This is a genomic window from Prevotella sp. E13-17 (assembly GCF_022024035.1).
Lineage (GTDB): Bacteria > Bacteroidota > Bacteroidia > Bacteroidales > Bacteroidaceae > Prevotella.
In genome coordinates, this window is record NZ_CP091787.1 from 791,650 (window position 1) to 805,798 (window position 14,149).

11 protein-coding genes are annotated in these 14,149 nt (G+C 50.9%); 4 read left to right on the forward strand and 7 right to left on the reverse strand.

Features of this window, described 5'->3' with window-relative positions; all coding sequences use genetic code 11:
- Window positions 1–133: 133 nt before the first annotated feature.
- The 3 genes from L6472_RS02875 to L6472_RS02885 form a co-directional block, all read right to left on the reverse strand.
- Window positions 134–562 (reverse strand): amino acid-binding protein, encoded by a 429-nt coding sequence (locus tag L6472_RS02875; protein WP_237807015.1) that lies wholly within the window; start codon window positions 560–562, stop codon window positions 134–136.
- Between the two features lie 53 nt (window positions 563–615).
- Window positions 616–1,929 (reverse strand): phenylacetate--CoA ligase family protein, encoded by a 1,314-nt coding sequence (locus L6472_RS02880; protein WP_237807017.1) that lies wholly within the window; start codon window positions 1,927–1,929, stop codon window positions 616–618.
- 106 nt (window positions 1,930–2,035) lie between these two features.
- Window positions 2,036–3,343 carry a phenylacetate--CoA ligase family protein gene (locus L6472_RS02885; RefSeq protein WP_237807019.1) on the reverse strand — a complete coding sequence of 436 codons (1,308 nt, stop codon included), beginning with the start codon at window positions 3,341–3,343 and terminating at the stop codon, window positions 2,036–2,038.
- A gap of 126 nt (window positions 3,344–3,469) precedes the next feature.
- Here L6472_RS02885 and L6472_RS02890 point away from each other — a divergent pair, with 126 nt between their 5' ends.
- Window positions 3,470–5,548: an acetate--CoA ligase family protein gene (locus L6472_RS02890; protein WP_237807021.1), complete on the forward strand. Its 2,079-nt coding sequence runs from the start codon at window positions 3,470–3,472 to the stop codon at window positions 5,546–5,548.
- 71 nt (window positions 5,549–5,619) lie between these two features.
- Here L6472_RS02890 and L6472_RS02895 read toward each other — a convergent pair whose 3' ends face one another.
- From L6472_RS02895 to L6472_RS02910, 4 genes are read right to left on the reverse strand one after another with little or no spacing between them, the layout of a single operon-like run.
- On the reverse strand, window positions 5,620–6,933 hold the full coding sequence (locus L6472_RS02895; RefSeq protein ID WP_237807023.1) for a pyridoxal phosphate-dependent aminotransferase: 1,314 nt from the start codon (window positions 6,931–6,933) through the stop codon (window positions 5,620–5,622).
- Window positions 6,934–6,935: 2 nt separating this feature from the next.
- Window positions 6,936–8,432, reverse strand: coding sequence for a HAMP domain-containing sensor histidine kinase (locus L6472_RS02900; RefSeq protein WP_237807026.1), 1,497 nt, complete (start codon window positions 8,430–8,432; stop codon window positions 6,936–6,938).
- A gap of 25 nt (window positions 8,433–8,457) precedes the next feature.
- Window positions 8,458–9,030 carry an indolepyruvate oxidoreductase subunit beta gene (locus L6472_RS02905; RefSeq protein ID WP_237807028.1) on the reverse strand — a complete coding sequence of 191 codons (573 nt, stop codon included), beginning with the start codon at window positions 9,028–9,030 and terminating at the stop codon, window positions 8,458–8,460.
- The gene (locus tag L6472_RS02910) at window positions 9,027–10,631 is read right to left on the reverse strand and encodes a thiamine pyrophosphate-dependent enzyme (RefSeq protein WP_237807030.1); all 1,605 of its coding nucleotides are present in this window, start codon (window positions 10,629–10,631) and stop codon (window positions 9,027–9,029) included. The genes L6472_RS02905 and L6472_RS02910 overlap by 4 nt, the downstream gene beginning before the upstream one ends.
- Window positions 10,632–10,845: 214 nt before the next feature.
- On the opposite strand from L6472_RS02910, the gene L6472_RS02915 reads away from it, so the two are divergent.
- The 3 genes from L6472_RS02915 (at window position 10,846) to metG (ending at window position 14,146) form a co-directional block, all read left to right on the forward strand.
- Window positions 10,846–11,532 (forward strand): HAD family hydrolase, encoded by a 687-nt coding sequence (locus L6472_RS02915; RefSeq protein ID WP_237807032.1) that lies wholly within the window; start codon window positions 10,846–10,848, stop codon window positions 11,530–11,532.
- Window positions 11,533–11,811: 279 nt separating this feature from the next.
- Window positions 11,812–11,991, forward strand: coding sequence for a hypothetical protein (locus L6472_RS02920; RefSeq protein ID WP_237807034.1), 180 nt, complete (start codon window positions 11,812–11,814; stop codon window positions 11,989–11,991).
- Window positions 11,992–12,079: 88 nt separating this feature from the next.
- A complete protein-coding gene (metG, locus tag L6472_RS02925; RefSeq protein ID WP_237807036.1) occupies window positions 12,080–14,146 on the forward strand; it encodes a methionine--tRNA ligase in 2,067 nt (688 codons plus the stop codon).
- Window positions 14,147–14,149 lie beyond the last annotated feature (3 nt).

Sequence of the window (14,149 nt, forward strand, 5' to 3'; positions counted from 1 at the left end):
TATTGCGCTGCAAAGATAGTACAATTATCTGACAGTGCCAAAACCGCAAAAAGAAATTTGGGCCTGAATGAAACAAAACATGGCCAGAATTTAATGAATCCTAGCCATGATAAAATGTTCGTTCTATCTCTGTTTAGATGATAGAAGCAAAGTCTTTCTCGCAAATGTAGTTCAGGTGGTTGGCTTTGATGACCTCTGTAGCCTTGTCGGTATCATCGGTGCGGAAAATCAAGATGCCCTTGCCTGCCAACAGGAAAGAATAGAGGTAGGTGATGCCAAGACCAGCATCGCTGAATGTCTTGACGGCATCGGCAGCACGACCAGGCTCGTTGTCCAACTGAATGGCGAAGACCTTCGAGAGTGCAACGGCAACGCCTGCATTCTTCAGTTCTTCGTAGGCGCGGGCAGGTTCGCTGCAGATGATGCGGTAGATACCGTACTCTGCCGTATCGGCAATGGTCGAAGCAATGATTTGAATGTTTGACTGCTTCAGTAGGTCGAGGACCTTGACGAGTGTACCCGAACGGTTCTCAATGAAAATGGATAGTTGGTTAATTGTCATAATACTAGCTTTTTTACTTGGTTATATCGTATCTTTATTGTTGTCTTATGGTATTACTGATACACCTTGCGTTTATCTATCACGCGGACGGCCTTGCCCTCGCTGACAGGCAGTGTGCCGCGGGGCACCAGTTTGACACGTGGCGTGAGCAGTATCTCGTCTTTCAAAGCACGGGTGATATCCTTGTTGAGCTGCTGAAGACGACTGTAGTCGTCGGTAAACATATCGGCTAACTCCACCTCGACGGTCATGTTGTCGTTGTTATCGTCGGTGGTCAGGGTGATGAGATAGTTGTTGCCCAGCTCCTTGAACTGCATCAATATCTTCTCAATCTGGATGGGGAAGATGTTGACACCGCGCAGCACCATCATGTCGTCAGAGCGTCCGCGCATGCGGTCCAGACGCACGTGGTTGCGACCACATGGGCAGGTGCGTCCCAGTACGCGGGTAAGGTCGCGGGTGCGGTAACGCAACAACGGCATTGCTTCACGGCACAGGGTGGTGAGTATCAGTTCTCCGATTTCTCCGTCGGCTACAGGCTCCAGCGTCTCGGGATTTACAATCTCAACAATATAATAGTCTTCCCAGAAGTGCAGACCATTCTGTTCGGGACACTCGAAACCAACGCCGGGTCCGCACATCTCGCTCATGCCAAACGAGTTGTAGGCCTTCACGCCCATCATCTCCTCGATGCGCTTGCGCTGTTCTTCACTATGAGGCTCAGCACCTATGGCCAGCACCTTGAGTTTGGTGTCGCGGCGTGGGTCAACGCCCTGCTCCTGCATCACCTCGTAGAGGCGTGTTACATATGACGGGACGGCATGGATTGCCGTGGTTCCGAAGTCCTTGATGAACTTAATCTGGCGCAGCGAGTTGCCGGCAGCAGCAGGAACTGTGAGCATGCCCAGGCGCTCGGCGCCATACTGGAAGCCCAGTCCGCCCGTGAACATGCCATAGCCCGATGAGTTCTGGAATACATCGTCGGGACGCAGACCGACCATCCACAGATTGCGTGCCACCTGATTGGCCCATTCATCAAGGTCTTTTTTGGTGTGCAGTATCACGGTCGGGTTGCCAGTAGTGCCACTGGATGAGTGCAGGCGCACACAGTCGCGCAAGGGCACACAGCTCATGCCAAAGGGATAGGTGTCGCGCAAGTCTTGTTTGGTGGTGAAGGGCAGCTTTCGGATGTCGGCCAGCGACTGTATATCGTCGGGCGTGATGCCTGCCTCCTTGAATTTCTTTTGGTAGAACTCGTTGGTCATGCAGTGGCGTACAGTCTCTTTGAGACGTTCCAGTTGGAAAGCCTCAATCTGCTGGCGTGTCATGGTTTCGCGTTCTGGATTGAAGTAGGGGCTATTATTCATAGTTTGGGGGTCTAAGTTATTTACACATTATTGGTTTGGTTATTATCAATAGTTATGGTTCATGGTCCTAGTTTGTGCAACTTAGAACCATGAACTATAAATGAATTTACAACTTTCTGTTGTCTATGACGTGAGCACTCTTGCCTTGACTGCGCTCAATGGTGTTGGGCGCCTTGAGTTGTACTTTGGCGACGATGCTGAGCACACTCTTCAACTTGTTGCTGAGTTTCTTCTCAAGTTCGGCAACGGCAGCAGGTGTATCGAAGGTGGCGGTGAAGTATTCCTGGCGCAACTCTACCTGTACCTGCAATGTGTCGAGGTTGTTCACACGATCTACTACCAACATATAGCGTGGCGCAAATTCTGGCATAGAGAGAATGACGCTCTCTACCTGTGAGGGGAAGACGTTGATACCACGGATGATGAGCATGTCGTCCGAGCGACCTTCTATGCGTCCCATACGGATATTGGTACGACCACACTGGCAGACGCCTGGCAGCAGCGAGCAGAGGTCGCGGGTGCGATAGCGCAGCAATGGCATGCCCTCTTTCGTAAGTGTAGTAAACACCAGTTCGCCAGTCTCGCCAAGGGGCAGCGGCTCGAGGGTTACGGGGTCGATGATTTCGGGGTAGAAGTGGTCTTCGTTGATGTGGCTGCCGTGTTGCTTCTCGCATTCGTAGCTCACGCTGGGGCCCATAATCTCGCTAAGTCCATAGATGTTGTAGCCTTTCAGTCCCAGACGGGCCTCAATCTCCTGTCGCATCTGTTCGGTCCAAGGTTCAGCACCAAAGGCACCAATCTTCAAGCGGATATCTTCTTTCTTGATGCCCATCTTCTCCATGGTCTCGGCCAAATATAGTGCATACGATGGGGTGCAGGCAATACCAGTGATGCCCAGGTCACGAATCAATTTCAGGTGCTTTTCGGTGTTGCCCGTTCCTGCGGGAATGACAGAGGCTCCCAAGTGCTCTACACCGTAATGTGCACCAAGGCCTCCGGTGAAAAGGCCGTAACCGTATGCCACAGAGAATATGTCGTTGCGCGTGACGCCAAAGGCGGTGAGACAGCGGGCCATCGTCTCGCTCCATATACCGATATCCTTGCGCGTATACCCCACAATAGTAGGATTGCCCGTGGTGCCCGATGAGGCGTGTACACGGATAATTTCGCTCTGTGGCGCTGCTTGCAGGCCAAAGGGATAGTTGTCGCGCAGATCTTGTTTGGTGGTAAAGGGCAACTTTTTGATATCTTCGATGGTTTGAATATCGTCGGGGCGGATGTTCAGAGCCTGAAGTTTATTACGATAGAAAGGTACATTGTGGTAAACGTACTCCACAATCTTATGAAGTCGCTTGCCTTGCAGAGCGCTCATTTCATCGCGGCTCATGCATTCTTTGTTGGGATTCCAAATCATGTCTATGTTTTTAGGTTTGTGTGTTGCAAAAGTACAATATTTATTGCTTTTCGCCAAAAAATAGTAATGAAACTTTTTGCCTTCTTCTTAAATTGTATTATTTTTGCAACAAAATGCAAAACGACTATGATAAACAAACAACTGCTAGAACCAGAGAGTATTGTAGTGATTGGTGGATCCAATAATGTGCACAAGCCAGGTGGCGCCGTGGTGCGAAATTTGTTGAGCGGAGGATATGAGGGAACATTGCGCATCGTGAACCCTAAGGAGGACGAGGTGCAGGGCATCAAGGCCTTTCATGACCCAAGAGAGTTGCCGCCTACGGATTTGGCTATATTGGTGGTAGCTGCCAGGTTCTGCCCTGACTATGTAGAACTGTTGGCCAGCGAGAAACAGGTGCGAGCCTTTATCATTATTTCGGCTGGCTTTAGTGAAGAGACTCCAGAGGGTGCACAGTTGGAGCAACGCATTTTGGATACTTGTAGGCAGTATGACTGCGCGCTGATAGGTCCTAACTGCATTGGCTTGCTCACACGTTGGCATCATTCAGTGTTTACCAAGCCTATTCCGCATCTCAACCCCAAGGGGGTGGACTTTATCTCGGGTTCGGGCGCTACGGCAGTGTTTATCTTGGAGAGTGCTGTCAGCAAGGGACTGCAGTTCAACAGTGTGTGGTCTATTGGCAATGGCAAACAGATTGGTATCGAGAGTGTGTTGGAATATATGGACGAACACTTTGATGCAGAAAGAGATTCGTTGGTGAAGCTGTTGTATATTGAGAATATAGCCGACCCCGACAAGCTGTTGTATCATGCCACCTCGCTGATTAAGAAAGGATGTCGCATCGCAGCCATCAAGGCAGGTTCGTCGCAGGCAGGCAGTCGGGCTGCCAGCAGCCATACGGGAGCCATTGCTTCGAGCGATTCGGCTGTTGAGGCTCTGTTCCGAAAGGCTGGCATCGTGCGCTGTTTCTCAAGGGAGGAACTGACCACTGTGGGTTGCATTTTTAAGTCAACCGAGAAGTCAAAGTTGTTACCACTGGGACAACCATTGAATGTTGCCATTGTGACCCATGCTGGCGGTCCTGGTGTTATGCTGACCGATGCGTTGTCAAAGGGCGGTATGAACGTTCCACCATTGAGTGGCCCGGTCGCCGAAGAACTGAAGTCGAAACTTCTGCCTGGCAGCAGTGTGTCTAATCCAATCGACATTCTGGCTACTGGTACGGCAGAACATTTGGGCATAGCCATAGACTATTGCGAAAAGATGAATGATATAGACGCTATCATGGTTATCTTTGGAACGCCCGGGTTGGTGAAGATTTTCGAGGTCTATGACACACTGCATAAGAAAATAATGGAATGCCAGAAGCCTATTTTTCCCATCCTGCCCAGCTTGAGTACGGCGGGGCCCGAAGTGCAGGAGTTCTTGAAACGTGGACATGTGAACTTCTGCGACGAGGTGACGCTGGCCACAGCACTGACGCAAGTCATGAAGACACCGGCGCCAGCTGAACAGAATGTGGTGGTGAACGGGGTTGATGTGCCTCAGATACGCAAAATCATTGATGGCATTAGTGATAATGGATATGTTGCGCCCAACTTGGTTCACAGCCTCCTTACGGCAGCAGGTATCCCAACGGTGCCCGAATTTGTGAGCCCCAGTCAGGATGAGATTGTGTCTTTTGCGGAGAAATGCGGCTATCCTGTGGTGGCTAAGGTCGTAGGTCCTGTGCATAAAAGTGATGTGGGTGGCGTGGCGCTGAATATCCGTTCAAAAGAGGTGTTAGTGGCAGAATTCGAACGCATGATGCAGATACCAGGTGCAACGTCGGTGATGGTACAGAAGATGATAAAAGGTCGTGAATTGTTTATTGGCGCCAAATATGAACCTCGTTTCGGTCATGTGGTACTCTGTGGACTGGGAGGCATCTTTGTAGAGGTGCTGAAAGATGTGTCGTCGGGCTTGGCTCCGCTGTCTTTTGAGGAGGCTTACTCCATGATACACTCGCTGCGCGGCTATAAAATATTAAAAGGTACGCGAGGTCAAAAGGCTATCAACGAACGTAAATACGCGGAGATTATCGTTCGGCTCAGCACCTTGCTTCGCTTTGCAACTGAAATTAAAGAGATGGATATCAACCCGCTATTGGCCGACGAAAATGACGTTATCGCAGTCGATGCCCGTATTCTGGTTGAGAAATAGGAAAGCTCTTTAAACAATTACAGCTATAACCTTTTGAGCTATAGCTGTAATTGTTGGGATATTAACGAAATTTATTCTGGGTTGTTTTCTGCAAATATCTTCATGCGCTCGTCTAACTGGGCATACTGATGATCCTCGATAAACGAAGTGCATACGCGCAGACCTTCTTGGCATGACCCTGTGGTGACAAGACAAATGGCAGACACACCGTAGTACATCAGCTCGCGGGCCAGTTGGCCGCTGGTCATGCCTTTGTATCCAATCGTAAAGTAGAATCCATCGGCCACAGGACGGTCCAGGTCGCGGTCGTAAACGACATGGAACCCATGGCGCAGGAATATCTCCTTCAGCTTGTGGGCACGCTCACCATAGACCTTTACTTCGTCGCGGAAATGATACTCGCCATCGCAGGCCGCACGAAACATCTCGGCCAGTGCATACTGAGCCGAATGGCTAGTGCCACTACTCAGCGCGTAAAGCATACGGGTGGAGAATACCAAACCAAAGGGCAGTCCTTCGTAGCGTGCAGCCAGGTCAGGGTAGTGGCGATGGAACAGCTTGTTGCTGATGCAGACCACGCCGATGCGCTCCCCGGCATAGCTGAATGCCTTGGAACCACTGATCAGCAACATGTAGTTGTCTGTGTAACGAGCCACGGTGGGCTGATAAGGCGCTTCGAAAGGTGTGCTCAAGTCTTCGCGGAAGTCCATGGCAAAGTAGGCCAAGTCTTCCATCACGACGGCATCATACTTGGTGGCCAGTGTGCCAATGGTCTGCAATTCGCTCTCGGTCAGACAGACCCACGAGGGATTGTTGGGGTTGGAATAGACAATGGCACAGATGTTGCCTTTCGCCAAATAGCTCTCGAGTTTGGCCTGCAGTTTGTCGCCGCGGAAATCATAGACGTCGAACGTCTCGTACTTCACGCCTTGTACCTGCAACTGCATTTTCTGAACAGGGAAGCCTGGGTCGATAAATAAGACGGTGTCTTTCTGCTTGTTAGCCTGCGAACAGGTGAGGAACGAAGCAAAGGTGCCCTGCATAGAGCCACATACAGGTACGCAACCCTCTGCCGCAATGTCAACACCGATGAAGGCTTTCACAAAGCGCGAGGCTTGTTTTTTCAGCTCGGGGTAGCCCTGTATGTCGGGATATGAGTGGGCAATGCCGTTCTGGAGGGCTTTGATTTGAGCTTCGACGCCCACCTTGGCAGCGGGCAGTCCCGGAATGCCCATCTCCATTTTTATATACTCTACGCCGCTCTCCTTCTCGGCGGTGGCTGCCACCTGCTTCACTTCGCGGATGGTGGCTTTAGCAAAGTCCTGAATGCCCATCTTGGCAATCAGCGCATCTACAATTTCTTTTTTTATTGGTGTTGGTTTCATAATCATGCAAACAGGTCGAGCACGAAGCGCGTGCCTTTAGTAAACTGAGGGTCAATCTCCAGATCGCCCTTCATCTTCAGTGCCATCTGCTTGCAGATAGGCAGTCCGAGGCCGTCGCCATTGGTCAGGTCGTGGACTTCGCGGAAGGGCTTGAAGATTTCATCGCGTAGCTCTTCGGGAATACTTTCGCCCGTGTTGGATACGAGGAACTGGAACTTATGCACGCTGCGCTTCTTGAATTCGAGGGTGATATGTCCACCTTCTGGGGTATGCTCAGCAGCATTGCTCAGCAGGTGGAAGATGATATGAGAGACGTAGGGACGGTTGATGTTGGCAAACATCTTGGGCACGTTGACGGTCAACTCCACATCCTTGCGCACCTTATTGCGAATCTCATCCATCAAGGCCTCGCAATATTGGGGCAGCGAAGTATCCTCCAGTTCTACGTTCTCTTCCATCGTGTTTTCAATGTCTGATAGCGTCTGGATGTGTGCCGAGAAGTCGAGCAGAGCCTTAATCTCAGGTTGCTGACCGTCAATCTTGCGCAGTGTGGGTTCGAGCTGAGACGAGATGTTGCTGATGAACTTAGCTTTCAGGGCATTGTTCTCATTGGCCAGTTTGATGGTTTTCTTCTGCTTGCGGGTGAGCAGGATAAAACGCATCAGTGTGATGCCTCCGATGACCAGTGCGACAACCAGTGCGGCGACAACCACAATGAGGGCAATGATGAAGCCCATGCGCATGGACAGCGAGCTGTCTTTGTCGGCGATAGAGGCTTCGTTGTTGGCTATCTGCTGCTTCAGAGAGTCAATCTCTTCGGCTGTTTTCAGTGCGCTGACAGAGTCTTTCCACACCATATAGCTGCGATAAGATTCGGCCACCAGGTTGGCACTGTTGCTGCGACGGCCGTTGGCAATCAGCATCTTGTAGGCTTCGTCCACCTTGTCATACTCCTTCTGGGCAGTCAGCTTCTGCGACATCTGTGCGAACATGGCGTTGCCGAGCTCGTTCTGTCCGAAGGTGTAGTAATAGATAGTCTTGTTGTAGAGCAGGTCGTTTTTCAGACTTTCGTCGTTGGCGCGGGCTGCATAGACCTCCATATTTTTGATGTGGTCCATTGCATTAGCGCTGCGACGCATCCTGACATACATCTGCATGCGTTCTCTTGAGGTGAGGTAGCGCATGCCAGCCTTGGTCTGTTCGTTGGCGCTGGCATTGCTGATTGCGACATCGATGTCGCGCAACAGATCGAAGGCTTCCTTGAAGGCATTCTCTTTATAATACAGGGATGTGGCTTTGACACCACACTCAACACCTGCCTTGATCTGTCCTTTGTTGGCATAGTCGTGGAATGCCTTGATGTAAGATGAGCGTGCTGCTGCGATGTTGGTGCTTTCCGCTTCGAGGGCACGCTGGTGGTATTCACTCTTGTCCTGAGCAATGGCGAGCATGCTGCAGGCGAGAAATGCCATCATGAACACATAAAATCTTTTCATCATGCTATTAGTTTTTTTTGTAATATTGTTATTTCTGAGCCTCACGTCCCAGTGCCAAAGCCTTGATGTTGGCTTCGACGATAGCTTCGCCCTTACGACCAAAGACGCGTCGGATGGCATCTTCCAACTTCTCGTATTCGATGCCCAGCGCCTTTTGGGCAGCGCCCAGCAGAATCACGTTGGCAGAGCGGGGCACACCATTGTTCTTGGCCATCTGCTCGATGTTGAGGCTGATGACGTGTGGCAACTTGGCAAGGTCGCCTTCGATGACGGCCATATCGGGATAGTTTGGAATGTTGACAAACGGTGTGGCAGAGGTGATGACCCATCCGTCTTGTTTCAGAAAGGGCAGATAGCGAAGCGCTTCCATGGGCTCCATCGAGATGATGACGTCGGCACTGCCTTTGGCTATCAGGTCGCTATGGATGGGATTGCTTGAGATGCGCAGGTTTGACTGTACGTCGCCACCGCGCTGACTCATGCCGTGTACCTCGGCCTGTTTGATATAGAGGTTCTCGTTCATGGCGGCTTCGCCAATGATAGTGGCGATAGAGAGGATGCCTTGTCCGCCTACGCCGCAAAGGATGATATCTGTTTTCATTTCTGTGCTTTCTTTTGTTTCAAGTGACGTTGTAGAGTTTGCATGCATTCGCGACGGGGAATGATGACGCTCGTTCCCTTGTAGTTGATTTCGTCGCGGATGATCTGCGTAATCTCTGGCATGTTCTTGGGCAGGGGAACCACCACCTTCAGGTGCTCGTCGGAAAGACCAAGACCGCGGCAGATGGCCTCAAACTTATTGGTGCCGGCAGAGTCTTGTCCGCCGGTCATACCCGTAGTCAAGTTGTCTGAGATGATGACGGTGATGTTGGCATTCTCGTTGATGGCATCCAGCAGTCCCGTCATGCCACTGTGTGTGAAAGTAGAGTCGCCGATGATGGCTACGGCAGGCCACTGACCTGCGTCGGCTGCACCCTTGGCCATGGTGATTGATGCACCCATATCCACACATGAGTGGATGGCACGGAAGGGGGGCAGGAAGCCCAGTGTGTAGCAGCCAATGTCGCCAAAGACGCGTGGATTCTCATATTCCTTCAGCACCTCGTTGAGGGCGGCATAGACATCGCGATGACCGCAACCCTGACAGAGTGCAGGGGGGCGTGGCGCTACATCGGCACATGGATCGAAGCATTCGCCAATCTCCATGCCCAGCGCCTTCTTGACGATGTCGGGTGTCAGCTCGCCGGTGCGGGGCAGTGTGCCGTCCAACTTGCCGTGAACGTTCTTCATGTCGGCCACGCCACGCACGATGTCTTCAATGAATGGCTGCCCTTCCTCTACAATCAGTACCTCTTTGCACTCGTCCATCAAGCGACGCACCAGCTTCTTGGGCAGTGGGTACTGCGAGATTTTTAGTATGGGGTAGGGGCTTCCGTCGGGGAAGCACTCATTGACATAGTTGAAACCGATGCCGCTGGCAACGATGCCCAGCGAATGGTCTTGTCCTTCAACATATATATTATAAGGTGAATTGGCTGCATCTTCCTCGAGCGTAGCTTGCTGAGCCGTCACCACATCGTTGCGCTTGCGGGCGTTGGCAGGCAGCAATACCCAGTTGGAAGCGATGGCATCGTAGTTCATCTCGTTTTCCTGTCGAGCTTCGCTGGCCACCTCGACCACGGCGCGAGAGTGGGCCATGCGGGTGGTGACACGCATCAATACAGGCAACTTCTGTTGCTCGCTGTATTCAAAGGCATGTGCCATCATGTCGTAGGCTTCCTGCTGGTTAGAGGGCTCGAAGGTGGGAATCAAGGCAAACTTTCCATAGAAGCGAGAGTCTTGCTCGTCTTGCGATGAGTGCATCGAGGGGTCGTCGGCCACTAAAACGATCACACCGCCGTTGACACCCGTCATGCCGCTGTTGACAAAAGGGTCGGCACAGACGTTCAGACCGACATGCTTCATGCACACCAGCGCTCGCTTGCCCATGAACGACATGCCCAATGCGGCCTCCATGGCTGTCTTCTCGTTGGTGCTCCAGCGGCTGTGAATGCCGCGCTCTTGTGCTAATGGATTATTCTGTATAAACTCAGTGATTTCTGTCGAGGGCGTACCGGGATACGCATATACGCCGGAAAGACCCGCATGGATGGCTCCAAGCGCGATGGCCTCGTCGCCTAGTAAAAGTTTCTTGTTTGCCATGATTCTTATTAAGTTGTATAATTTGATGACTGCAAATTTAGACATTTTTTTTATAACGACCAAGATAAAATGCTTTTTTTGCTTGGCTTCGAGGACTAATTCATATTTATTCTGTAACTTTGCAACGCGTAAAAAATAACTTTTCTGCGGGTAAAGTATCACTTTTCGATACGAAAAGCGGCACTTTAGGCACAGAAAACCATAGCTTTAAGAAATGAAAGGCAAAGAGATAAAAGTGGTGGCTGTTGATGCCGACGATACATTGTGGGACTGTCAGGGCTATTTTGACAAGGTAGAGCAACATCTATACCGTCTGATAGCGCCTTATTGCGATGATCCAAAGCGCGAACTTTTCAAGACGGAGTCTGGCAATATGGCCGATATGGGCTATGGTTGCAAGGCTTTCACTATCAGTATTCTGGAGACGGCCATGAGGGTTGGCGGCTCACATCTCTCTATAGCCGAACTGAATGGTCTGCTCATGGATTGCAAGTCGCTGCTGCATCTGCCTGCAACACCGCTGAAAGGGGTCGCTGAAACGCTCGAGGTGCTGCAGGAACGTCCGTACAAACTGGTGTGTTTCACCAAAGGTGAGTTGCAGGATCAGGAGAATAAACTGAAACGCTCAGGGCTGCTGAAATATTTTGACGATGTGGAGATCACGTCCGACAAGACACAACGAGAGTTTTTGGCACTTTGCGAACACCAGCATATCCATCCTTCTGAGTTGCTCATGATCGGCAATTCTCTGAAGAGCGACATCGCTCCGGCGCTGGCTATCGGCGCCTGGGGCATACACATTCCTTTTCACGTCACGTGGCAATTGGAACATTTCGATGATATCGATCACGAGCGATTGGTGAAGATTGAGCATTTCAGCGATGTTCTGCGTTACATTTAGAGTGCTTGTTAGGCTTTAATTTGACCAGAATAGCCAGCCTATTCTGGTCGTTTTGCAGTTTAAGAGAAGAACTTTTATCTACCAATAGTTAAGCTTTTGCTTTGATTCCAGGGTCTAGAAACTGTATTTCCAGCCCCTGGAATGAGTGCGTCCAGCCCCTGGAATTCGCATTTCCAGCCCCTGGAAAGTGCATTTCTAGCCCCTGCGTCCAGTGCAATACTTATTGAATGAGCATACAACAGCGCCGCTTTTGCCCCATAGAACAAGGACTATTGACCATTGAAAAGACTGCTTTTGCCTTGCAAGGGCGAGTGTCTCTTTGGCAACATAGGCTATCGCTATCAGCCATCGCACGTTTTCCTGTTTAGGATGGGTGTCGGTCCTTCGTTTAACCTTGGCGGCGAACATGCCGTTACAAAATCCGTATTCCCATATATGAGCTTTGGATTTGTATTATAATACAAGAAATCCCACAGATATTTTGAAATCTGTGAGGTTTTTTGTACCTTTGTGGCCAAAATAAGGAATAAATACGTATTTAATAAAGATGGAAAACAAAAATTATAAGCGTACGACGGTGACTTCGGCGCTGCCTTATGCTAATGGTGGCGTGCATATCGGTCACTTGGCAGGTGTGTATGTGCCTGCCGATATCTATGTGCGCTATCTTCGCTTGAAGAAGCGCGATGTGTTGTTTATCGGAGGTAGTGATGAGCACGGTGTGCCCATCACAGTACGTGCCCGTAAGGAGGGCATCACTCCTCAGGATGTAGTAGATCGCTATCACAAGATGATTAAGGACTCGTTCGAGGAGTTTGGCATATCGTTCGATATCTATAGCCGTACCACCAGCGAGACGCACCATAAATTTGCTGCCGAGTGGTTTAGGAAACTCTATGACGAGGGAAAACTCGTGGAGAAAACGACTGCTCAGCTCTACGATGAGGAGGCTAAACAGTTCTTGGCAGACCGCTATGTGGTGGGCGAATGTCCCTATTGCCACAACGAAGGTGCTTATGGCGATCAGTGCGAGAAGTGCGGACGCGACCTTTCGCCGACAGAACTGATCAATCCTAAGTCAACCATCAGTGGTTCGACACCGGTCCTGAAGGAGACTAAAAACTGGTATCTGCCCTTGAATGAGTATCAGGACTGGCTGAAAAAGTGGATTCTGGAAGGTCATAAAGAATGGCGACCCAACGTCTATGGTCAGTGCAAGAGCTGGCTGGATATGGACCTGCAGCCCCGTGCCATGACGCGCGACCTGGACTGGGGTATCCCCGTTCCCGTGGAGGGAGCAGATGGAAAGGTGCTCTATGTGTGGTTTGATGCGCCTATTGGCTATGTGTCAAACACCAAGGAACTCTGCGAGCGTGAGCCCGAGAAATGGGGCAACTGGGAACAATGGTGGCAGGACGAGGACACGCGTCTGGTGCATTTCATCGGTAAGGATAATATCGTGTTCCACTGTATCATCTTCCCCGTGATGATGAAAGCCCACGGCAAATATATCATGCCCGACAACGTGCCTGCCAACGAGTTCCTGAATCTGGAGAACGACAAGATCTCTACCTCACGCAACTGGGCCGTATGGCTCCATGAGTATCTGGTGGATATGCCAGGCAAACAGGATGTGCTGCGCTATGTGCTGACTGCCAATGCGCCTGAGACCAAGGATAATAACTTCACTTGGAAAGACTTCCAGGATCGCAACAACAACGAGTTGGTGGCTGTCTATGGCAACTTCGTGAACCGTGCACTTCAGCTCACCAAGAAATACTGGAACGGTGTCGTTCCTGCCTGTGGCGAACTGCAGGATGTTGACAAGCAGGCGCTCGAGGAGTTTAAGGACGTGAAGGCCAAGGTGGAGGCACTGCTGGAGCAGTTTAAGTTCCGCGATGCCCAGTTCGAAGCCATGAACCTGGCCCGTATTGGCAACCGCTACATCACTGAGTGTGAGCCTTGGAAGGTGTGGAAGACCGATCCCAAGCGCTGCGAGACTATCCTGAACATCTGCTTGCAGCTCACCGCCAATCTGGCTATCGCTTTTGAGCCATTCCTGCCATTCAGCAGCAAGAAGCTGCGCGAGATGCTCAATATTGACAGCTTCGAGTGGGAGCAGTTGGGCAGCACCAACCTCCTGGAGGCCGGACACCAGTTGGGCGAGCCAGCTCTGCTGTTCGAGAAGATTGAGGATGAGGTCATCCAAAAGCAGCTCGACAAGCTCGAGGCAACCAAGAAAGCTAATCAGGCAGCTGCCTATAAGGCTGCTCCCATCAAGGATACCGTATCGTTTGAGGATTTTGAAAAGCTCGACATCCGTGTGGGTTTGGTGAAGGATTGTCAGAAGGTGAAGAAGTCAAAGAAGCTACTTCAGTTCACCATCGACGATGGTTCAGGCACCGATCGCACCATCTGCTCTGGCATTGCCGCTTTCTATGAGAATCCGGAAGAGCTCATTGGCAAGCGTATTCTCTTCGTGGCCAACTTCGCTCCTCGCACCATGATGGGCATCGAGAGCCAGGGTATGATTCTCTCGGCCGTCGATGCCGACGAGAGTCTGAGCGTGGTAACCACAACAAAGGATGTGAAACCTGGTAGTCAGGTGGGATAAATA

Coding starts and splice junctions, on each gene's coding strand:
- L6472_RS02875 (WP_237807015.1), bottom strand. CDS start 562: ATGACAATTAACCAACTATCCATTTTCATTGAGAACCGTTCGGGTACA.
- L6472_RS02880 (WP_237807017.1), bottom strand. CDS start 1,929: ATGAATAATAGCCCCTACTTCAATCCAGAACGCGAAACCATGACACGC.
- L6472_RS02885 (WP_237807019.1), bottom strand. CDS start 3,343: ATGATTTGGAATCCCAACAAAGAATGCATGAGCCGCGATGAAATGAGC.
- L6472_RS02890 (WP_237807021.1), top strand. CDS start 3,470: ATGATAAACAAACAACTGCTAGAACCAGAGAGTATTGTAGTGATTGGT.
- L6472_RS02895 (WP_237807023.1), bottom strand. CDS start 6,933: ATGAAACCAACACCAATAAAAAAAGAAATTGTAGATGCGCTGATTGCC.
- L6472_RS02900 (WP_237807026.1), bottom strand. CDS start 8,432: ATGATGAAAAGATTTTATGTGTTCATGATGGCATTTCTCGCCTGCAGC.
- L6472_RS02905 (WP_237807028.1), bottom strand. CDS start 9,030: ATGAAAACAGATATCATCCTTTGCGGCGTAGGCGGACAAGGCATCCTC.
- L6472_RS02910 (WP_237807030.1), bottom strand. CDS start 10,631: ATGGCAAACAAGAAACTTTTACTAGGCGACGAGGCCATCGCGCTTGGA.
- L6472_RS02915 (WP_237807032.1), top strand. CDS start 10,846: ATGAAAGGCAAAGAGATAAAAGTGGTGGCTGTTGATGCCGACGATACA.
- metG (WP_237807036.1), top strand. CDS start 12,080: ATGGAAAACAAAAATTATAAGCGTACGACGGTGACTTCGGCGCTGCCT.